Below are 19895 nucleotides of genomic sequence, written 5' to 3'. Positions count from 1 at the left end.
CCTCTATGCTCGATATCCGCACTTTCGGTCCACAGGGTGGAAACGTGCTCTACAAGGCGCTGGCCCACCCGCTAGCAGCCGAAGCGCTGACGCGCATGGAGAAGGCTTTCGCCGGGCAGACAATCGTCATTTACGACCCCGAAGACACCGTCCGAACGCTGGTTGCCCTTTATCCCGGACTAAAACCTTCTGTCGTTCTGGTTCATGATACCGAGCAGGTTGGCCAACCCGACGGCTTTGGTGGGGCGAAGCAAGCCCTTTTGGAACTGCCCAACACTGAGGCAGATACCATTCTGGCGCTCTCGTTCGATGACGCGAAAATGCGCGGTCGTCTGGGCAAGCTCCTGAACGGGCGCACATTACACACTCTCGCCCCGGCACGCCTGCCCGATGATATGATCGTCCGTGGTCGCCCCTATCTCGACAAGCTCAATTTCGCGACAAATTTTGCTTTTTTCCGGGATGACGATCAGTTCTCCACGCGGATCGTGACGGCCAACTACTGGTCCAATTATGGTTCGCAGGATCTGCGTTACTGGCTACGTCTTTATGACCAGTCCGGGCAGGTCATCGCCCAATGGGAGCAGCCCGTTTCCCAGTCTGGCGCAGGCATCACAATCGATAGCGCCCAAATCCGTGAACGTTTCAGCCTGCCGCCGTTTATGGGGCAGCTTTTCATTCATGTGATCGGTGCGCGCGGGCATGACGTCGTCAAGTACGCGCTGGATGTCTGGGGCAGAAACGGTGACCCAAGCCTGTCCGTCACGCATGACGCCAATGCCTGGCCATCTGTCCGTTATGCCACGCTACCGGCTCCGGAAGCAGATGAGACCCTTACCGTCTGGGTCCAGAACAGCCATGCCACCACGATCCCGGCGGGAGGCATTACCTTTAACCCCATGGGCGTGGAAGAACATCGTGGCGTTGATCGGGCGATCGGCCCGTTTGAGACCATCGCGGTCGATGTTGGAAAAATCTTTCCCGAACTCGCATGGCCTGCCCAGCTCGAAATGCGCGCAGGACGTCATCTGGTTCGCCCGCGCTATGAAATAACGCAGCGTGGACGCACACGCATTGCACACCTGAATATCGAGCGGGACAATATTCGCCCGGACCCAGCCATCAGAAATTTTGCACCATCGCTAGGCCGAGGCTTTCTGCTGCCTTTTCCCATTCTGGACCCTGCAAAATTTGAAAGCTTTATCCAACCCAACCCCATGTCCGAGGCACTGGAAACGCTTCCTGTGCGGCTGGATATTTTCGATGATGCCGGACAGCCGGTAGGCTCCCACTTCCTTGGAAATCTTCCGCGCAGCCACTCAACAGCCATCGCCTTGCATGACCTGACAGACCGGCCAGGGCATGCAGATCTGGTATATGACTTCCGAGACGGAGGGGAAGCTGACGGCTGGCTTCATGCGCTCATGCGCTATCGCAACCGAGAGACCGATCATGCGGCAGAAACCAGCTTTGGAGCGCACATCTTTAACACGCTCATGACATGGCGTTCCGAGCCGCAATCCTACTCCGGTCCACCGCCGGGCCTGACAACGCGTCTCTTCCTGAAGCTTGGGCATGATCATCTGCGTAGTTTCTGTTGCCTGATTCATCCCGCCTCAATTGAGGGGACGGATGAATCCGAAACGGTTCTGCTGCTTCATGCCGCTGACGGCACCCTGGTGGCCGAGACGGGTATCCGCATCCAGCCATCAGGCTCCTACATGGTTCGTCCCCATGAACTTTTTGAGAGCGCCCACCTGGAGCGAGCCGGTGTCGGTGGATATATCCTGATCCGCGATCTCACATGCCGCCTGTTCGGGTACCATGGCCTTGAAAACGGGGAAGGCGGCTTCTCCCTCGATCACATGTTCGGCTTCTAAACCTTTCAGGCCTCTTGTTGAGGAATGGGTTACGGTCCTTTCTTCAACAAGAAACACGGCGGCTTACGCTAGCTGACGAAACCATGTCCGTCCGCAGTGAACCCACTAGCTTCCATCGGCCTTTGAATTTTACGCAGAATAAATTTATACTTCTGTAAGATGATATTCCACACATTTTGAATATTGGTCCCATCTCAATGCTTTCCAACGCGCATCTCTCTTCTTCTCGCACGGTTGTTCTTGTGCCCTGCTATAATGAAGAAGTGACCATTCAGAAGGTTGTGCAGGATTTTCGTGCAGCACTGCCGAGCGCAGATATTTACGTTTACGATAACAACTCGACAGATCGCACAAAGGAAGTCGCCAAAGCTGCGGGAGCAATTGTCCGTACGGAGCGGATGAAAGGGAAGGGACACGTTATCCGCCGGATGTTCGCGGATATTGAGGCAGACTATTATATTCTGGTTGATGGTGACGCCACCTATGAGGCTGCAGCAGCACCCGGCATGCTTCATGCTGCCATGTCAGAGGGGCTGGACATGGTAAATGGTGCGCGCATAACAGACCGCGAAGCCGCCTATCGCCGCGGACATGTGTTGGGCAACAAGGTACTGACAGGACTGGTAACGCTCGTCTTCGGCCGTCGCCTCAGTGACATGCTCTCAGGTTATCGCGTATTTTCCCGGCGCTTCGTAAAATCTTTCCCGGCTCTTTCTGCAGGCTTTGAGACCGAGACCGAATTCACGGTCCATGCCCTCGAACTCGGCATGCCGATTGGGGAAATTCCAACAGCTTATATCGAGCGTCCGCCCGGTTCAGCATCCAAGCTGCGCACCTACTCAGATGGACTGCTAATCCTGAGAACCATCATCAATCTGGTGAAGCAGGAACGCCCGTTGATGTTCTTCGCAGCGCTCTCACTATTTTTTACCCTTGTCGGTCTGATCCTCGGAATTCCTGTCGTGGTGACTTACCTCAACACAGGGCTCGTCCCACGCCTTCCTACAGCGCTCCTTGCCACAGGCAGTATGATCCTTGCAGCACTCTCACTGGTTTGCGGCCTGATCCTGGACAGTATCACACTGGGTCGACGCGAGTTGAAGCGTATGCATTACCTGTCACTGGCCGCACCTCCCTTGCTGGAAGAACAGTAAAAATAGCGTTCTGAGACAACTCACTGCGCGCGTTCTGAAAAGAAGCATCTAAGCCGGAGGCGGACTATTAGCATCCCACTTCCGGCTGAACCGAACTTGTCACTCGGCTTTTTTGATAGATCCGGGACGTCAACGCTCGATCAAGAAACTTGGTAACGGGCTTGGTAAAGAGCCGCGAGACAGCTTCGCCCAGCCCCCAGATCACGATCAGGCAGACTGGATAGACAATCCATCCATTGCTTTGCGGCCAATGATTATGCCTCCAGATCCGAACAGCAGCCATGACAACAAACATGTGAGTGAGATAGACCTCATATGACAGTTGCCCCATTCTACGGATCCACCAACTCCATCGACCACCTTCAAATGAACGCCAGCCACAGGCCAAAACCAGCATGGCAATGCCTCCATAAAGGACGGCAAACCAGCCGTCAGACAGCAGATGCCACCAGGATGGCGGACCAAACATCTCTGACAGCATCATCAGCAAACCAACGCCCCCCATCGCAACGGGCCAGCTTCCGTTAGGACGATACCGCGCTGCCACGATTGCCATGAGAACACCCAGCGCAATGGTTCCCAAACCGGTCAGGGTGGCCTGCTCTCGCCAGATTTCATTGCCCTGAAGCGTTACCTGATACACGGGTGCCGTTACAGCCAGCAGGAGGAGCACGCCCACACGCAACCACACATTCAATCGGCAGAGGAACGGGAACAGCAGATAGAAAAGCTCTTCAATCGACAGGGACCAAAGGATCGTCCAGCCTGCAACACTCCAACCATGCCGCGCCTGCCACACGTTCAAATACAGCCCGAAAGCTGCCATTGTCGCGCCTAGGAAGCTCTGACCCGGCTTTGAGAAGCGATAATCTTCAAAGCCGACATAGTCGAGCACTCCCAGAACGCTCACAAGCAACACGAGGCAGGGAAGGATACGAATGGCGCGATGAATGAGGAACCTGACCGGCTGTATCCGATCCAAAGCACCGAAGGTCTGCGTAATTCGGGACGCAATCAGAAAGCCGGACAAGACGAAGAAAATGCTGACAGCCTCACCGCCATTATAGTTCAGGCCCACCAGGAACCAACGCGGCAGAAAGCTGGCCAACCTCGTATGAGAGAGGGGAATGCGTATTCCAATATGATTACTGATCACAAAAAGAATTGCTGCTCCTCGCAGACAATCCAAAGCTGCATTCCGTTTCATTGTCGCTCCCAGTCAGACAAAATATTTCTGACGGCGCAATGAGTTCAAACAAAGGCGATGGCATGGCCAAAAAATCGTCTTGTCAGACTGTATCGCCACTGTTAAAAGCCCGCTCAACGAATGGGCGCGTAGCTCAGCGGTAGAGCACTGCCTTCACACGGCAGGGGTCACAGGTTCAATCCCTGTCGCGCCCACCATTCGAACTCCATGAAAATACTCAATATTGTTCCCGGTTTCACGATTCGGGATATTGCTTGGGTGTGCATCCGGTTGTCGCCTGAACGCGCGCAAGACTCGGAGTGAATTGGCAAAAATCCGTACAGTTTGTTCTGACTTTGTTCTGTACGCTCAATCAGCCTGAGAAAGCCAGTTTTCCACATCTTTTCTGTACTCATCTGGCATCTTTTTTGCGTAGCGCGTGACAATCGAAATTGTTGCCCAGCCTCCATCTTCTTTCAGTCTTAGGATGTCTCGATGGAGACAATAGTGCCAGGTTGCCCATGTATGTCTCAGATCATGAGGAGTGATTTCGGGGACAAAGGCGCTTTTCTGGGTATTGCTGCCGATTGGTGTCCAAACCCGAATCCGGCCGGGAAGCGTCGCTTTTCTGCAAGCTGAGGCCCATGCACTTTTGATCTGGCCGCCTGATAGGCGTCCTTTACTGGCATATCCGTCGTTGATCACGCCAAGAGCATCAGGCCGCCTGATCCTTGGACGGAAGACTGGACCGTCGCGGTATCCCAAGGTGAGGAGCGCTCGAATCACTCTAGGGGGCAGGTCTATACGGCGCTCGTTGCCTTGCTTCTGCCAGACAACGGCGCGCTTCCCTCGGATGTCGACGTCTTTCCACTCGAGTTCCAGGGCCTCGGATAGTCTTGCGCCTGTTCCGACCAGGAAGATAATCAGCGGGCGTAGGTGAGGGGCGGCGCTACTGATCAGCCGATCTACTTCATCGGGCTGTAAGTAGTTCGTCCTGCGCTTGGGAATTTTTGGCGTTGAAAAAGCGGGTCTCTCGCACCATTGGCGAATTGCTGCAAACTCCATGATTGCCCTGAGTGGAGTCAAAACTCCTCGCATTTTTGTCGCGGGGGAAGCCTGGGCTCCATCTCGCAAAATAGCTTTGTAGGCCTCATCGACCTGGGGTTGCGCGATCTCCATCAAACGGGTTGTCCCGAAGTGATCCAGAAGACGCCTTAGATGAAATTTCGTGGTCTCGGATCTTTCGCAGTCTTCAAGATAGGCGCCTACAGCGTGGGCAAATGTGACTACAGCGCGCTTGCCATAGACTGCCTCTTTCCAGAGCTCGGCTTCCCTTTTGGCGCGGTATTCTTCCGCCCGGACTGGGTCAGAAGTTCCCGTGCTTTCGCTAATGCTTTGTCCGCTGACGGTGCCGCGGATGTAGAGGCGGTGCGTTCCATGGCGGTTGACGATTTTGAGGGACATTCGAGGCTCAGCAAAAGACGTTCATAATCAGCGGGACGAAACACGATCCTGTTTGGCCATCGCAGATGGGTTGGTCCGCCCTGGAAAGATGGGGTGGCGCGCAGGTGATCCATGAGCTTCCTGCGTCCGATGCGCCCTTTCAGGTGAGACAACACGTCATTTACGGTAAATACACTCGTCAATGGATAGGAGATATCACTCATCGCCTCCACTCCGCGTCCATGGCTTTATCAATCCGTTTTCGAGAATCGCGAGCGCATTCCCAGTCAATGGGATAATATTCGCTATGGCCGTCAAGAACTGCGAACGCTGCTTGCTTTTCCAGCCAATCCAGTCGCTCCGTATCTGTAGGCTCGTTCATGGGTTGTACTCCGGCGTAAGGGAGTTCGCGCAGTGCTTGCCCGCGTCTGTCGTGACGAAATACACGCTTTCATCTCCCCAACCTTTTCCTGTTTTCCGCATCAGTCCTTTCTCCGTTAGGGAGCAAAGAACAGGATCGTTTGCGCTCGTGTAGAAATAATCCCTGAAGCCTGCCTTCATGACATCGCCACAAGTCGATCCATGCGCATGCAGGAGCGCATGCCGCTCTTTGGGTGTCAGTCCCAGGGCAACTTCACCTGGAGCAGGGAGAGTGATGTCCTTTTCTTTGCAGCGCCGGACTGTGATGCCTGCAAATGAGACGCCGTCAACATCCCTCTGTACTTTGGCGCGAACCTTGCTGGCTGAGGGTCCATACAGGATGCAGCCATCACCCTCATCCCACCAGGCCACGCGCACTGTCCAAGCCTTACGGATGCGCTCGGTCGGCGGTAGCCGCAGCCGGTTTGCGATCAGGTGATCCCGGTTCTTCTTGTTGTTGACCACGACAGGTCCTGCGTTCCCATCGATCTGACCAGGTGGTGGGGCGATGGCAATTGCTTCTGCGACTGATCGCAGGACAGCAAAGCGCTCCCATTTGCCAGTGTACTTGCCGGTCGCAACAGAATATCGACGCCTTGTCAGGTACTCATCTTTCTCGATCACTGTAGCTCTGGCGTAATCGCCAGCCCATGAAAGCGGGTATACGTACCCTGCGCAGTTGGGGCGCCAGAATGTCAGGAACCGCCGCCGTGCCCACTCTCGGCGCAGATCCACGATGACGTACTGATCCGTATCCGTCCGCCCGCTCATGCCGGGTCTCCTGCGCGCGCATGAGCTTCCCAGCCGCCGAGGCGCTCTTGAGTAAGGTCCAATCTCCCCGCCTTCAGAATGTCAGTCATAGTGTCCCATGAGCCTACAGAAAGTCCCATCGCGTTGCCCGAAGCCGGATTGACCGCTTTCAAACCAACAGTTTCCCACCGGAAACAATCTGCTTTCTTCCAATACCCTGTTGCAGGCACGAGATTGCTTCCATCGAATGGCAGGACGCTTACGCCCGCACGTTCGAAGGCTTTTGACAGCATCGTTGCGGTTTTGTGGCGCACTTTTCCTACTGCATTCGCCTTCATGCCGGGTCTCCTGCGGGCTTGCGTGCCTGTGCTTTTTCAAAGTCGGCTATAGCTTGCTCAACTCTAATTTCTGCCTTTGTGAGAGCGTTGATACGCTCCTGAGCTAGCACCATGCCTCGCTGTTCATCTGCGATCTGGATGCGGATGGCGCGTGTAGCGACGTCCATGACGTTTTTGTCCATCACACCCCTCCCTCGCGTGTGAGGGCGGCGCGGGCGTTGCGAATATGTCCGAACGTCAGAATACTATGGCCGATAGTCCCGTCCTCTTTCTGGAAGAAAGAAACTGGTTCGCTGTCCAATTCGTCCGCTACTGCCTCACCGCACATGTCCTGTTCACAGGAGACGACAAGTGAGAGCGCGGCAGCGTGCAGAATGGCGTAACGCGCCTTACTCGCCTCGGCATCAGCCCGCGCAAGCTGCTCGGCTTCAGTCAGCTCCGCAATGCGGGCTTCCAGCGCGGCGACGTTGGCGGGGCGGGAGAATAGCTCCCGTGTCTCAACAGTACTGTGCTTTTTGTATTCTTCATGCGCGCTTTCGGAGCACTGTTTCCAAGGCCATGCTCCGCCGCGCATATCACGAACCTGCCAAGCAACAGGCCTATCCCCCTCCGCATCCTTCCGGCGCTGTTCTTCCGCGCCTCGGGCTTCGGCCAGGACGATATGACGCTTCAGGTATGCCCGGAATACATCTTCAGGGTAATCGCTTCGACGACCGCAAACGGCTTTCACCATATCCGCGTGCATTTCCTGAACTTGGCCGTCCTGTTCGCGCACAGTCCGCACGTTCTGTTCCGTGTTCTGGGTCATTTCGCGGCTCCTTTCGGCGTGCTGCGCTTGATCTGGGCGAGAGTGTTGCGGATTGATCGGACGTCGCCTGGCGTGGATGAGCTGAAGACAATCCCGCCTGTTTCGTGCGTCCACCTGAGATGTCCGCCATTGCTGCGGCCAGCGCTCCAGCCAAGGGCCGCCGCCTGCTTGCGTAGCTGGCGCATGTCTGAATGAAGTCCGTTCACGACAGATCCTCCGTGAACGTGGCAAAGCTGGTCGGACGCCAGTTCGGCATTTTCCCGACCATCGCCTCTCGCAGCTTGATGGCCGAATACTTCGCAGGCTTTGTTTCGTCGCTAATCGGATCGGACACTAGCCTCTGATCAATGGCGATCTTCCAGAGCTCATTGCCGTTGAAATGCTCAAGCACTGACGCGGTATCAATCCGATCGATATAGTCGTCCGCTCCAAGTATTCGCCCGATCATCTCGCCAATCTGATAGCTCTGATCGTTTTTTGAGGTACTGGTGCGACGATGTGGGGCAACCACCACGGCATGTCTTGCGATGACCTGGAGCGCAAGGCCCGTGATTTCGCAGGTTTCCAGCACACACCCATGTTTCAGGATGGGCTCGTACAGATCTCGATCCGTGTACCGTCCTCCAATCAAAAGCGCGATCAGACAGATGATGATCAGGTCTTGATCTACATCTCCCTCCAGCACTGCTTTCTGGACTGCTTTGGTCATGATGTCGGCAAGCGCGCTTTGGCCTGCCTTCGTGATGGGAAGCTTGCTCATGCTGCCACCTCGCGGGCATCTGGCAGCGCGGCATTCGGGCGCGTGAAGTCGGGCAGGCAGCGAGGCCCGGCCCATTTCGTCTGCTCTGATGTTATCGCGCCGCCGATGTCATCGGTGCTTTGGATGGAAATGAGGGCGGGGCGAAATGAGCCGCAGGACACGATGCTGACAGATCCGCTCCCGTCACGAATGTAGCGATCGATGGCGCGGCAGACCCTGCTGAGTGGTCTGGGGTTCAGCACCTCAAGCAATTCCGCAGGCATGAACGGTTCTGACGGGAGCGCGGACCTCCAATCCCATTCTGGAATATCGGACGGGCGTATCAGACGGATAAACCCGCGCTCGATCTCGATGTTGTCGGCAGACAGGGCGAGCCAGACAATCATGAGTTCGCCTGTCAGTTCGAAGGCCACATGATCGATATCGCGGTCGCGGCAGATATGGATCAGGCGCTCGCCCTGGTGCGTATCGATGTAGAACGGATCAAACGACTCATTTACATCGCGGGACCTAGCGTAAAGCATGATCTTTCGATCGGTCGCTGCACAAATCGTCTGGCCATTGTGATGCTCGATGCGCATGCCGCGCAGGGGGCTGCGGCAGGACCGACGATCGGTTGCAAAAGACACAAAGGCGAGGGCGCGACCCTCAACGAAAACAGTTTTGTCAGCCATTTTTCTTGCCTCGGTGAGAGGTTGCAACGGGGGAAAGCAGGCCCTGCTTGATGAACTGATCTCGACGCCAGCCCACTGTTGTCGGGCAGAGGCCTAAGCGCTGTCCGATCGTCTTTAAGGGCATGCCTTGTTCGAGCAGCTTGAGGACGCGCTCCGGGTCCACTTTAGGCTTGCGGCCTGCATTGCTTGCGGAAGAGCGGCCGGTCATAGCGGGAGATCCGGCGTAAACCCTTCGTCGAGGGTCGCGTGATCTGGCCAGTGAGGCGTGGCCCTGGCGATGACCTTCCGGCCATGCTTAATCGACACGGGGCCGCGCTTGCACTGAGCCCAGCTCAAGGCGGCCACGTTTGCGCCCTGACGTGTGGCATAGCGCATGACGATGCGGCCCTTGTTGTCGCAAATCCCGTAAGGTGGGCGCTTTGCCTTGGTCATAGCTCACCACCTCGGTTGCAGGATTTCCAAAGACACAGGTCGGAAAATCTCCCTGTGCTGGGAACCGGCTTCGGTGCGACATCCTCCCGCCGTATCGGCGGAGGCATCGGTTTTGTTCCATTCGCTTTTGGGACGACAATCCCTGCTCCCTTGGGGGCGACGAATGGAGCAGGAGGCTTGACCAGGCGTGAGCCGATGAAGACCCCAATCAGGGCAAAGGTCCCGGAGAGGGCCCCTGATGCCAGGATGCTCTTTCCGCTCATGGGTACTTCCTTATGGCTGCGCCTACGGTAATTGCCCGGAGATGCTCCACCTGCTTTGCGCACCAGGCGCTCAGGGTCTGGGCGCGATTGATTTCAGGCTGGCTGAAGAGTTCCGTAGCGATCGGACGGAGGGCGGGCGGCGCAGGAATTTCCGGGACATCTTCCGGAAGCCGGTTCGCCATCAGCAGGCGTTGCAGCTGATCCTCAAGACCGAATGCGCTTTCATCCCAGATCATGGCCATGCGCTTGTCGCCCTCGTGCTCGGCATTCGCAGCGAGGTTGCGGCAATGCTGAAGGCGGATCTGGATATCCCGGGCCTGATTGTGAGCTTCCGGCTCAATGTTCTCAGACAGGAAGTGGTCAAACGCTCTCTGGGTGCGCGTGAAGATCAGCATTGGGGGTAGGGGGCGCTTCATGCTGCGGCTCCCTCGTATGCGATCTGGAATTTCGGGGATTTGCAGCGGAAAGCTGTGGCGATAACGCGGTGCAGCTCAGCGCGCATCTGCCATTCAAAGCGCGTGTGACGCGATCTGGTGACATCGAGAAGGGCAGCAATGGCCTCGTTCTTGTTCGCGAGCTGATTAGCAAGCGCACAAGCCACTGGAGCATGCGTCACATGCCAAAGCGCTGCGTCATAAGCCTTAACAAAACGGGTTTCAGGACCAATGAGCAGTCGGATCTGCTCGGGCGTATATCCGAACGACATGAAATCTCTCCATCGCGGGTGGCGATGGAGAGAATGTGGGATTGTCCCACAATGAAGTCAAGATAATTTTGTGGGCATTCCCCACAGTAATATTTTTGATAGTTGCGAAATCCTTTCTCGCACTTCGTCATGTTTGCGAAAGGGAAGGATTTATGCGCGGACTTAGTTTTCTACTGAGCATCGATATCATGCTGATGCTGAGCCCCTTAGCTCACGCTGGGGGAATAATCACGTCGAATGGATCGTGTCTCAAAGGATCCAATTATGCACATGGCGGCGTGGAAGACGATCTAGCGAGAACGGCTGTCCCCATTCGCTGCGACAGTGCGATTCTGAAAGATTTCTCGGGTGGGCGTACGATGGTCCAATTTTCAGGAAGTAGCGGAATATATGGATTTACCTACCTTCCGGATAAAGACGGACAGGGGAAAGCAATACATTTATGGGTAGATAATAGAGAACTTGATGTGACAGATGGTTATTGCAGAGCCGATATACAAAAACGAGAGATACATTGTGCTGCATACTCAATATATGGAGCTACTAAGTATGTAGTAGGAATTGATTATAAGGAGTTATACTAGGCATCATTCGCTCCCTGAGTTCTGATTAATGCGTACTGCAAAAAGGCAGTTGCCTCAGTCTCTGGCATGCGACGATATGCATCTAACAATGCGGCTTCACCAGCATTGAGTGCGCGGGCGGGCTTCATGTTCCCGTTGCCGCTTGTTAGCCAGTCCAAAGAGACATCAAAATAGTTGGCAATAGCCACGAGCGTTGCTCTCCCAGGTGCATCAGCTCCAGTCTCTATTTTTGTGAGATGGGCGCGCGATATCCCTATCTCCACCGCAGCGGCAGCTTGCGTCAAGCCTTTTTGTTCTCTTAATGTTCTCAATCGAGATTGCAGATTAGATGTTTTCATAGAAGGATTTTGGCCGAACAAAGGATTTCGAGGGCGGGATTTTCCCACATTTCGATTGACACCAATGGTGGGAATGTCCCACATATTGGCTATGAACACGAAAGAGATCATTCGAAAGGCTGGGGGGCCACTTCGCGTAAGCCAAGTGATTCACCGCCATCATTCGACAGTCTGTGGCTGGGATAAGATCCCGCCATGTCATGCCCGGGTTATTTCCGAGCTTTCCGGCGTTTCCGTTCATATCATCCGTCCAGACGTCTTCGGCCCTGAGCCGCTGACGTTAGCGGAAAAAGCGGAGCGCGCTGCGTGATGATCGCCCGCGCTCCTGTCCTTCATCATTCGGTCCTCTCCTCAATTCCAAGATGTCCCCTCGCAAGGACAGTCATACGGGAAGGGAGAGTCCGAGGTGTCGGGTATTACATCCGCGGGCTTGGGTATTTCACCCAAGGCAAGTGGTGGCGCCATGTCTGACGCGCTCACCGATCAGTTTCAAACTCTTGTTCGTGACGAGATTGAGGATCGCCGCGGGCGTGGCCTCAAGGCTGCGTTCCGTGAGGTCGCGCGCGTTTACGGAATCACGGAACGGCGCGTCCGTGCCTGCTGGCATGGTGAAGTCCGTTTCGTAGGTGCGGCGGAGTGGGAATCTGTTCGGCGCGGTCGGATTGAGGCGCTGCAAGTGCGGCAATCTCATCTTCAGCAGCAGCTGGAGCGTCTTCATGACACTGATCGAGGTGCCGCTTGAACGTCATTATCTGCCTGTTCGGGCCAGCTGCTGAGCAATGGGTGATTTACGTCAGGTTTCAGGCGAAATCTGTCGTCATCTATGTGGTTCAGTGGTGGGTCGAGCGGGAAATCAGCAACCTCCAGCGCCGTGAGCGCCGCGTCGAAAAGGTGATGCGGTGCCTAGAGGGCTGGATCAGAACGCTCTGAGGATCGCATGGCTCGCCCTTCCCACGATTACTCCAGAATTGAGCCGATGGTTCGCAGTTTGCACTCAGGTGGCGCTGGTGCGCGCATCATTGCAAAACATGCGGGCATTTCTGTTGGCAGTGCTCACGCCATGATCGGGCGCCTTGGCCTGGTGCGGCCAGTTCAGCCGCGCAAGGCTGTGCGCCGTCCGGTTCGTCGCCCGCTGCCGGTCGGCATGGGTCTGTCCCTGGGAGGGGCGAATGTCTGATTATTCCTCAGTGATGGAGTTATCTGAGGAAGCGCCGATCAAGGTTCGTCATTGGCGCGTACCAGTTGGCACTGGATTTCTCCGGTTCCCTGAGCCTTTCAATGCGAAAGCGGTTCGCGAGAGCGCGCGGGTTCGTCCCGATCTAGCCAATCAGGTGCGCCGCACGGCGTCCGGCCACACGTTCTCACGCGGTGGTGCGATGCGGATGCCTGCGAAATGGGGATCGGGTCATGAATGATCTTCTCGATCTGATCGGACTTTATGCAAATCTGGGAACAGACATTGCGGCGTTTCCATCGCAGATTGCCTATTCCGAGAGTATCGGCAAAGCGAATGCGACAGTGTCGTCAGTTATCAACGGGCGGCTGATGCCTTCAGCGAAATTTCTCGATGCCGCTGGCTACGATCGCGTTGAATGCTACCGCCCGCTTGGGATCGAGGAAAAGGCTCCGCTCCTCAATTCACTCCAATTTTTTACAGAAGTGGGAACGGTGATCCGCAAGTCCGGGTCAATGCGCGCTTGGTGCAGGAAGCATGGCCTTCCGCCGACCAGTGTTGCGCAGTTCCTCGATAATGAACGTAGTGCCACGGATGCGATTGTCAGGGCGGCAGGATTTCGTCGCCTCATTCGCTATCGTCGGCGCGCAGAACGGACTATCGCAGCATGAGTGGTGACTTTAATCCCGGTCTGTTCGGCGGGGCCATGCGGTCAGTTCCGAACAACACGTCCTGTGAATGTGCGCTTCTTGGCTCTGTCCTCATGCAGTCCAAGAAGACCATGGAAGCCGTGGAGGAAATTCTGCGGCCAGAGCATTTCTATGATCGTCTGAATGGTGTGATCTATGAAAAGGCCCTGATGATTTACAATGAAGGGCGAACTGTCGATCCCTTCACAATCATCCGTCATTTCGAGCACCCTGATCTGGATCTCTGGGGCGAGGTCGATCCCAAGGTTTATATTAGCAAGCTGGCCGCCGCTTACGTCAGTGACCGGCTTGCCTATGACTACGCGCGGGAAATCCGGGAAACGGCGATGCGCCGTGACCTGATGGCGCTTTGTCAGCAGACATCTGATGCGTGCTGCAAGCCGGAAGACCAGAAGGCAGAAGAGATTCTTGAAGGGCATGAAGCGGCCCTGATGCATCTGGCTTCTGGCAATACGGAAACCCAACCGAACGTCACCTTTCATGAGGCCCTTTGCACGGCTGTTACGAAAGCAAAAGAAGCTGTTGCGCGTGGATCTGCGCTTGCGGGTCTGTCTTGGGGATACAAGTCGCTTGATCGTCTGACGAACGGTCTTGTCGGCGGGAATATGTACGTCCTCGGCGCGCGGCCTGCCATGGGCAAGACCTCTCTGGGGTTGGGCATCGGGCTCCGGATCGCGTCCAACGGTGCCCGCGTCCTGTTCTGGTCGGGTGAGATGACGGCTGACCAGCTCGGCGCGCGCGGTGGTGCGGCCAAGAGTGGGTTGAACCTGCGATCGGTCTTTTCAGGGCGTCGTTGGGATGTTCCTGAAGAAGCCATGACGGGCGAGCAGCCACCGCTGGAAGACTGGCAGTGGGCCGCGCTCAATCGTGCCTGTGACGCGGCCTATCATCTGGCTCTGGAAACAGACACGCGCGGCGGCTTGTCGGTTGCGATGTTGCGGTCGCGCGCGCGGCGCATGAAGCGCTCCAAGAAGGGTCTCGATGCCATCGTGCTGGATTACGTCCAGCTGATGCGCGGATCGCCTCGTGTGCGTGGTCGCCTGCGATATGAGGAAATGACCGAAATCAGCAATGAACTGAAGGTTCTGGCGAAGGAACTGGATGTGCCGGTCATTGTCCTGGCGCAGCTCAACCGTGAATCAGAGAAGCGCGAAAACAAGCGTCCGCAGATGCAGGATCTTCGGGATACCGGCGCTCTGGAACAGGACGCGGACGTCATCGGCCTTATTCATCGTGAGCACTATTATCTCAAGAAAGAGGCGTCATCCGGTGAGCTGACACGGCGTGATCGTGAAAGTCCTGAGCAGTTCAGTCTGCGCTGTCAGGAGTTCAATGATCGCCTGGACAAGGCGCGGGGCAGGGGTGACGTGCATATCGTCAAGAACCGTCATGGCCCGGAGGGCCGTTGCCGGATGCTGTTCGATGATGAGACCACCTGGTTCCGTGACGAAAGTGAAGATCCGCGCAGCCCCGCATGGGGCCGTGAACTGGCAAGCGCCTGATGAGCAGTCGCCAGCGTCCCGGCAAGCATGCGCGGTCGGTGATGTCCGATCGTCGCTGGCCGCTTCTGTCGCTGGCGGCGCGCGCCCTGTGGCTTGGTAGTACGGATGTCGGGGATGTTGTCCCTGCTGTTCGAGCACCTGGCCGCACGGGCGTCTCTGTCGAGGATTATGCCCGCTATCTGGCCACAGATACCGATGTCGTCCGATCCGCTGTCAGTGAGTTGGTCCAGTGCGACGTCATGGAGCCAGTGGGTTCCGGTTTCCGTCTCAAATCCTACTGAGTTTCTAGGTTTTTTATCCCGCCCTTGCTGCGGGTTCAGGAGTTTCTGACGTGAAAGTCAGCGCAACACATCGCACGCAGCTCGCCAAGATCGCCCTGATGCAGGTCGAGAACCTTGCGCTGAATGCCCTTGATGCCGTGATGGTTCTGTCATGGGTGCGGCTTTGCACCTATCTGATCCTGAACTGCCCGGACGGCGTCCTGAACGTGTCGTTCCCTGGTGCATTGTCTGCGCTCGCCCGCACCAAGGTTTTCTGCGACGAAAACCTAATCGAAACCTACCTGAAAACCTACGCGGAAACCCAACTGATAACCTGGGACCAGCAGGCGAAAACCATCAGTCTGCCGTCTGATCTGGGCGCGACCGCTCGCCAGATCGCATCCCGTGAAAATGGAAGAAAGGGCGGTAGACCGCCGGGAAAAGCCAAGAAAGGAAAGGTTCAGGACAATCGTCAGAGCAGTATCATGCTGCCCATTTCAGGAGGCAAAGACGTGGCGCAAGAAAACCTAGAAAAAACCCGGCCTACACGTACGCGCGCGGAAGCTAAGCTTAGCTTTAAATCTTCTTCAGAAGATAAGCTTAAGCTTGATGCGGCATTCAATCGCATTGGACCCAAGGCCTATGAGGCGGCTGATCTCGATCCGGCTCGCGACATGGGAAATTACGGCATTGCCCGGCAGTGGTGTGCGGATGGTTTGGCCAAGGGGCTGACGGAAGCCGAGATTGAGCGGCTGGTCCTGTTCGTGGTTCGCGAGGTCTCGGCGCGTGAACGGGCCAAGGGCAACGGCATCAGCTTCGGGTATTTCCACAAGGCCGTCACGCAGGCGATTGCTCGCGGCGATGTGCCGGAAGAGCCAAAGACATTGGATCAGATCAAGGGTGAGCGTGCCTGGGAAGAGGCTATGGCGGACTACAATCAGCGTCGCGCCTGTGGTGAGACGGGGCTGCGTCGTCCGGAGCTGTCTGACTTCGTGGGGCAGGTGGCAGCATGAAAAAGGTCAAGCGGATCAACCTTGCTCAGGATATTCCAGCTCAGGTGGAGCAGTGGCTGGACGACGCTGCGTACACGTTGGCTGCCCTTCCGGCGTCCGGATGCCGCCCTGGTGGGCTGCGTGCTTACTGGCCTGAGATGGTTCCGGATCGAGAGGACCTAGATTGGCCACTTGAGAGTGATCTGAAGCCACCGCCTCCATCGTCAGATGAAATCGAACGCATGGATTGCTCGCTTGAATGGTTAGGGTTGCTTGCTGACGAGAATCGGATACTGCGGCCCGTTGTGAATATGAGGCTGATTGTGCATCCCATGTCGGGGCAGCACCAATGGACATGGCGGAAAATAGGCAGAAAACTGGGGATCGGCCATGAGACAGCAAAGGCCCGGCATCACGAGGCATGCCGCGTGATAGCAAGAAAAATCGTCCTACCTGAATTTTTCTCTCGCCATTATCGCCATTTTGAACGTATGTAGTTGGCATGATGAGGGGACGTATGCTCGCAAGGGTGTCGTCCCCTTTCTCGTTCGGGGTGAGCGGGTGGTGAAGGCGGCTGAAGGGGAACCTCAGGCCGCCTTCGTCGTCTTTCGGAGGGCGGTCAGGTGTGACAAAAATGCCACGAAAATTTAATGAGCCAATTAATCTTGGGTCCCTCCTGGAGGGGTAGCCGTCCGGGGGTAATTCGCACCCCGGTAAGAGGCACTTTTCGAGTAAATTTCAGAATGGGTTGGTGTTGTTGTTGTTGTCGTCTCAAGAGGAACCGGCAATGGAGCTGCAAGAGCCCGTCACCCTGAATAAAGCTCAGATGGCTAAGCGCCTGAAGGTTTCCCTTCCCACGCTAACCAACTGGATTGATCGCTGGCCTGACTTTCCAGCGGAGCATCGCGGCACTAACGGGAAAAGTTGGCGGTTTGATCCGCATGCTGTTTTCGACTTCCTGGCGTCAAAGCGGGAAGAGGAAGAAAAAGCCACGATCGGGCGCGATGAGAAGTTGATGGAGCTGCAGCTGCAGTTCGATGACCTCTTCGCAGAGGAAGAAGCGCCCGCCCGATCCAGCTTGGTGTCTACCAAAGAACAGATCGATATATGGCGATTACGCGACCTTAAGCGCAAAGAAGCGGAAAGGTGCGCGAAGCTGGTTATAGCCGATCAGATGCAGGACATGATGGCCACGGCATTTGCCACGTTGTCACGGGATATGGGGGCTTTTCTTCGGCAACTCGCCCGTGATCAGAGCTGGCCAGACGCCGTTCTCAGGCAGGCTGAAAGCCGTATGAAAGATATGCAGGCCAAGTCCGTTGATAGCGTCTTGGCAATGCTGAAACAGGATACCGACACTGAACATGAGCGACAGCTTCATCTCACCTGAGGAAGTGCTGTTTGCCGATCCGCGTGCGCTTATTGCCAGAGCGATTGAATCATACCGTCCTGCGGAACAGATCAATGTCGCAGACTATGCGGCCAAATATCGCATCTTGGACAATCGAGGCGGCGGATTTGTTGGTCGCTGGAGCCACGACGAGGCTCCTTATCTGGTTGGTCCAATGGAGGCCCTGACAGAAAAGCAGTTCCTCACAACTGCCGTTGTGGGCCCTGCCAGATCGGGCAAGACGACGATTGGCCAGAACTGGCTGCTTCAGTCCGTAGACGTCGATCCCGCAGATTTTCTGGTTTATGCCCAGACAGACGACGTCATCGAGAGTTATGTTAAGCGCGAAATCGCCCCGATGATCGATGCTCATCCTTCTATGAAGGAAAAGCTGGGCACGCGGCCGGTCGACAACTCGCTAAAATTCAAACGCTTCAGGTCCATGTGGATCGAGTTCCTTGCGGCCGCCTATAACAACCTGATTAACAAATCCGCGCCGCGGATCATCATGACCGAAATTGATGCCTACCCGGCCAATCTCGGTGATGCTTACGCGTTGGCATCGATCCGACGGGAAACCTTCGGACAAGAGAGCATGGTGCTGGCTGAGAGCCATCCTGATGCGGCGCTTGGCAGTGATCCATCTCGGTGGACGAATGGAATCATGAAGCTGTATCGGGACAGCGACCGCCGCATTTGGTGGTGGCCATGTCCCCACTGCAACGGCTTCTCCAGCCCCAATCCTACGGCGTCGGTACCTATGACGCTGCACTGGGATGCAGACGCCCCCTTGGATGAAATCCGGGATAGCGCGGCGCTTATGTGTCCACATTGCGGGACTCTGATCGAGGACAAATGGCGGCGCGCCATGAACCGTGACGGGATCTGGGTCGGAAAGGGACAGGACATCAGTCGGGACGGGGAGGTCAGCGGCGAACTGATATCCAGCACCACGGCGGGATTCTGGATCACTGGCCTCATGTCGCCCTTCATTATTGGGGGTATGGGTTCGCTTGCCTATGACATGGTCAAGGCGCAGCGTGATTATGAAACGACAAAAGACGACAAAGATCTTCGGGCCGTTACAGTAAAGCGTTGGGGACTGCCTTATCAGCCACCACGGGCAGCCGGGTCTTTGGACTCGCAAGCGATAGCCAACAGGGCTGAACCTGGTCTGCGTCTGGGATACGTCCCGGAAGGCGTTCGCTTCCTGACGGCCGCCGTGGACGTCCAGTCCAACCGGTTTGAGCTTTTGGTCCGTGGATGGGGTGTCGACGGTGAGAGCTGGATTATCGACTATCGCAAGGTAACGGCTGATCCAGCGACAAGTCAGAAGGACTGGGACGATCTTTTGACCTCTCTTGAAGAGGCTAGATATCCCCTAGACGACGACTCAAACCGGGCCATGAAGATCCTTGCAATTGGGTATGATAGTGGCGGACAAGACGGCGTTACGCTTCAGGCTTACGGAGCATGGAGAAGGGCGAGAAAACGCCGTACAGCACGGCGGATGGGTCGTTTTGATGGTCGTGACGGTTGGACGATCCTGCCTTTGAAGGGTGCAAGCTCCCTTAACGCGCCAACGCTGGTCGTGACCTATCCGGACACGCAAAGAAAAGACAGGGCTGCTGCGGCCAGGGGTGAGATCCCAGTGGGCTTCTTTAACCCTAATCGCTTCAAGGATGATGCATCATCTCAGCTTCAGGTCGCTGACATTGGGGCGTGGCGAGTTCATTTTCCTGCGGCTCTGCTCGCCAAGGAAGCGCCGCATCCATTTTTTGAGCAGCTGGTAGCGGAGCAAAGACGACCGGATGGAAAGTGGGAGAAGGTGACTCCATCGGCCCGAAATGAAGCGCTCGATCTGATGGTCATGACAAATGCACTGGCATTCCTGTTCGGTATTTCCAGAATGCCTTGGGGATCGCCCCCTGTCTGGGCGGCCCCTTGGGATGAAAACAGCTACGTTGTGTCGTCGGTTGAAATTCTGGCCGAGAGCCTCGCAAAAGTTACTCAGGTAGTCGGCGGTCTTAATCGTGAAAACGCCCCAAATGAACGTCTCCCTGTTGAGGGCAGCAATCAGTCCAGACAGGAGCGTTTGAAGCGTCTGGTGAAGCGTTTACCTGGATAGGAA

29 protein-coding genes and 1 tRNA gene are annotated in these 19895 nt (G+C 56.0%); 14 read left to right on the top strand and 16 right to left on the bottom strand.

The window, feature by feature from the left end; all coding sequences use genetic code 11:
- Positions 1-5: 5 nt before the first annotated feature.
- Positions 6-1880 carry a hypothetical protein gene (locus tag GCE01_RS09435; protein WP_099212620.1) on the top strand — a complete coding sequence of 625 codons (1875 nt, stop codon included), beginning with the start codon at positions 6-8 and terminating at the stop codon, positions 1878-1880.
- 197 nt (positions 1881-2077) lie between these two features.
- Positions 2078-3034: a glycosyltransferase family 2 protein gene (locus GCE01_RS09430; protein ID WP_099212619.1), complete on the top strand. Its 957-nt coding sequence runs from the start codon at positions 2078-2080 to the stop codon at positions 3032-3034.
- Positions 3035-3101: 67 nt separating this feature from the next.
- Here the strand turns inward: GCE01_RS09430 and GCE01_RS09425 are convergent, their stop codons facing one another.
- Positions 3102-4241 (bottom strand): acyltransferase family protein, encoded by a 1140-nt coding sequence (locus GCE01_RS09425; protein WP_099212618.1) that lies wholly within the window; start codon positions 4239-4241, stop codon positions 3102-3104.
- A 122-nt stretch (positions 4242-4363) separates the two neighbouring features.
- Here GCE01_RS09425 and GCE01_RS09420 point away from each other — a divergent pair.
- Positions 4364-4438, top strand: a tRNA-Val gene (locus GCE01_RS09420).
- Between the two features lie 151 nt (positions 4439-4589).
- Here the strand turns inward: GCE01_RS09420 and GCE01_RS17135 are convergent.
- The 15 genes from GCE01_RS17135 to GCE01_RS09345 form a co-directional block, all read right to left on the bottom strand.
- Positions 4590-5684 carry a tyrosine-type recombinase/integrase gene (locus tag GCE01_RS17135; protein WP_099212617.1) on the bottom strand — a complete coding sequence of 365 codons (1095 nt, stop codon included), beginning with the start codon at positions 5682-5684 and terminating at the stop codon, positions 4590-4592.
- Between the two features lie 199 nt (positions 5685-5883).
- A complete protein-coding gene (locus GCE01_RS16875) occupies positions 5884-6045 on the bottom strand; it encodes a hypothetical protein (protein WP_167386145.1) in 162 nt (53 codons plus the stop codon).
- Complete coding sequence (locus tag GCE01_RS09410; RefSeq protein WP_099212616.1) at positions 6042-6854, bottom strand: hypothetical protein; 813 nt, start codon at positions 6852-6854, stop codon at positions 6042-6044. Before GCE01_RS09410 ends, GCE01_RS16875 begins: the two co-directional genes overlap by 4 nt.
- A complete protein-coding gene (locus tag GCE01_RS09405; protein WP_099212615.1) occupies positions 6851-7171 on the bottom strand; it encodes a hypothetical protein in 321 nt (106 codons plus the stop codon). Before GCE01_RS09405 ends, GCE01_RS09410 begins: the two co-directional genes overlap by 4 nt.
- Positions 7168-7353, bottom strand: coding sequence for a hypothetical protein (locus tag GCE01_RS09400; protein ID WP_099212614.1), 186 nt, complete (start codon positions 7351-7353; stop codon positions 7168-7170). Before GCE01_RS09400 ends, GCE01_RS09405 begins: the two co-directional genes overlap by 4 nt.
- On the bottom strand, positions 7353-7979 hold the full coding sequence (locus GCE01_RS09395; RefSeq protein WP_099212613.1) for a hypothetical protein: 627 nt from the start codon (positions 7977-7979) through the stop codon (positions 7353-7355). The genes GCE01_RS09400 and GCE01_RS09395 overlap by 1 nt, the downstream gene beginning before the upstream one ends.
- Positions 7976-8185 (bottom strand): hypothetical protein, encoded by a 210-nt coding sequence (locus GCE01_RS09390; protein ID WP_099212612.1) that lies wholly within the window; start codon positions 8183-8185, stop codon positions 7976-7978. Before GCE01_RS09390 ends, GCE01_RS09395 begins: the two co-directional genes overlap by 4 nt.
- The gene (locus GCE01_RS09385; protein WP_099212611.1) at positions 8182-8739 is read right to left on the bottom strand and encodes a hypothetical protein; all 558 of its coding nucleotides are present in this window, start codon (positions 8737-8739) and stop codon (positions 8182-8184) included. The genes GCE01_RS09390 and GCE01_RS09385 overlap by 4 nt, the downstream gene beginning before the upstream one ends.
- Complete coding sequence (locus GCE01_RS09380) at positions 8736-9413, bottom strand: hypothetical protein (protein ID WP_099212610.1); 678 nt, start codon at positions 9411-9413, stop codon at positions 8736-8738. Before GCE01_RS09380 ends, GCE01_RS09385 begins: the two co-directional genes overlap by 4 nt.
- Positions 9406-9621: a helix-turn-helix domain-containing protein gene (locus GCE01_RS09375; protein WP_099212609.1), complete on the bottom strand. Its 216-nt coding sequence runs from the start codon at positions 9619-9621 to the stop codon at positions 9406-9408. The genes GCE01_RS09380 and GCE01_RS09375 overlap by 8 nt, the downstream gene beginning before the upstream one ends.
- A complete protein-coding gene (locus GCE01_RS09370) occupies positions 9618-9845 on the bottom strand; it encodes a hypothetical protein (protein WP_099212608.1) in 228 nt (75 codons plus the stop codon). The genes GCE01_RS09375 and GCE01_RS09370 overlap by 4 nt, the downstream gene beginning before the upstream one ends.
- Positions 9842-10108 (bottom strand): hypothetical protein, encoded by a 267-nt coding sequence (locus tag GCE01_RS09365; protein ID WP_099212607.1) that lies wholly within the window; start codon positions 10106-10108, stop codon positions 9842-9844. Before GCE01_RS09365 ends, GCE01_RS09370 begins: the two co-directional genes overlap by 4 nt.
- On the bottom strand, positions 10105-10524 hold the full coding sequence (locus GCE01_RS09360; protein WP_145995789.1) for a hypothetical protein: 420 nt from the start codon (positions 10522-10524) through the stop codon (positions 10105-10107). The genes GCE01_RS09365 and GCE01_RS09360 overlap by 4 nt, the downstream gene beginning before the upstream one ends.
- Positions 10521-10814 (bottom strand): hypothetical protein, encoded by a 294-nt coding sequence (locus tag GCE01_RS09355; RefSeq protein ID WP_099212605.1) that lies wholly within the window; start codon positions 10812-10814, stop codon positions 10521-10523. The genes GCE01_RS09360 and GCE01_RS09355 overlap by 4 nt, the downstream gene beginning before the upstream one ends.
- A gap of 580 nt (positions 10815-11394) precedes the next feature.
- The gene (locus GCE01_RS09345; protein WP_099212603.1) at positions 11395-11847 is read right to left on the bottom strand and encodes a helix-turn-helix domain-containing protein; all 453 of its coding nucleotides are present in this window, start codon (positions 11845-11847) and stop codon (positions 11395-11397) included.
- A gap of 295 nt (positions 11848-12142) precedes the next feature.
- Here GCE01_RS09345 and GCE01_RS09335 point away from each other — a divergent pair, with 295 nt between their 5' ends.
- From GCE01_RS09335 to GCE01_RS09285, 11 genes are all read left to right on the top strand, one after another.
- Positions 12143-12478 (top strand): hypothetical protein, encoded by a 336-nt coding sequence (locus GCE01_RS09335; protein WP_244591155.1) that lies wholly within the window; start codon positions 12143-12145, stop codon positions 12476-12478.
- On the top strand, positions 12475-12666 hold the full coding sequence (locus tag GCE01_RS09330) for a hypothetical protein (RefSeq protein ID WP_099212600.1): 192 nt from the start codon (positions 12475-12477) through the stop codon (positions 12664-12666). The genes GCE01_RS09335 and GCE01_RS09330 overlap by 4 nt, the downstream gene beginning before the upstream one ends.
- 7 nt (positions 12667-12673) lie before the next feature.
- Positions 12674-12913: a hypothetical protein gene (locus GCE01_RS09325; protein WP_145995788.1), complete on the top strand. Its 240-nt coding sequence runs from the start codon at positions 12674-12676 to the stop codon at positions 12911-12913.
- Positions 12906-13151, top strand: coding sequence for a hypothetical protein (locus GCE01_RS09320; RefSeq protein ID WP_099212598.1), 246 nt, complete (start codon positions 12906-12908; stop codon positions 13149-13151). Before GCE01_RS09325 ends, GCE01_RS09320 begins: the two co-directional genes overlap by 8 nt.
- A complete protein-coding gene (locus tag GCE01_RS09315) occupies positions 13144-13581 on the top strand; it encodes a hypothetical protein (RefSeq protein WP_099212597.1) in 438 nt (145 codons plus the stop codon). The genes GCE01_RS09320 and GCE01_RS09315 overlap by 8 nt, the downstream gene beginning before the upstream one ends.
- The gene (locus GCE01_RS09310; RefSeq protein ID WP_099212596.1) at positions 13578-15122 is read left to right on the top strand and encodes a DnaB-like helicase C-terminal domain-containing protein; all 1545 of its coding nucleotides are present in this window, start codon (positions 13578-13580) and stop codon (positions 15120-15122) included. The genes GCE01_RS09315 and GCE01_RS09310 overlap by 4 nt, the downstream gene beginning before the upstream one ends.
- Positions 15122-15403: a hypothetical protein gene (locus GCE01_RS09305; protein WP_244591154.1), complete on the top strand. Its 282-nt coding sequence runs from the start codon at positions 15122-15124 to the stop codon at positions 15401-15403. Before GCE01_RS09310 ends, GCE01_RS09305 begins: the two co-directional genes overlap by 1 nt.
- 50 nt (positions 15404-15453) lie before the next feature.
- A complete protein-coding gene (locus GCE01_RS09300) occupies positions 15454-16395 on the top strand; it encodes a hypothetical protein (RefSeq protein ID WP_099212594.1) in 942 nt (313 codons plus the stop codon).
- On the top strand, positions 16392-16871 hold the full coding sequence (locus GCE01_RS09295) for a DUF6362 family protein (protein ID WP_099212593.1): 480 nt from the start codon (positions 16392-16394) through the stop codon (positions 16869-16871). Before GCE01_RS09300 ends, GCE01_RS09295 begins: the two co-directional genes overlap by 4 nt.
- Positions 16872-17161: 290 nt before the next feature.
- Positions 17162-17764, top strand: coding sequence for a helix-turn-helix domain-containing protein (locus GCE01_RS09290; RefSeq protein WP_048843731.1), 603 nt, complete (start codon positions 17162-17164; stop codon positions 17762-17764).
- Entirely contained in the window at positions 17739-19892 is a 2154-nt protein-coding gene (locus tag GCE01_RS09285) for a phage terminase large subunit family protein (protein ID WP_099212592.1), read from the top strand. The genes GCE01_RS09290 and GCE01_RS09285 overlap by 26 nt, the downstream gene beginning before the upstream one ends.
- The last annotated feature ends 3 nt before the right edge of the window (positions 19893-19895 follow it).

This window comes from Gluconobacter cerinus (genome assembly GCF_002723935.1).
GTDB lineage: Bacteria > Pseudomonadota > Alphaproteobacteria > Acetobacterales > Acetobacteraceae > Gluconobacter > Gluconobacter cerinus.
The sequence above is the reverse complement of the archived record's forward strand: the minus strand, read 5'-3'. Positions and strand labels throughout refer to the sequence as shown.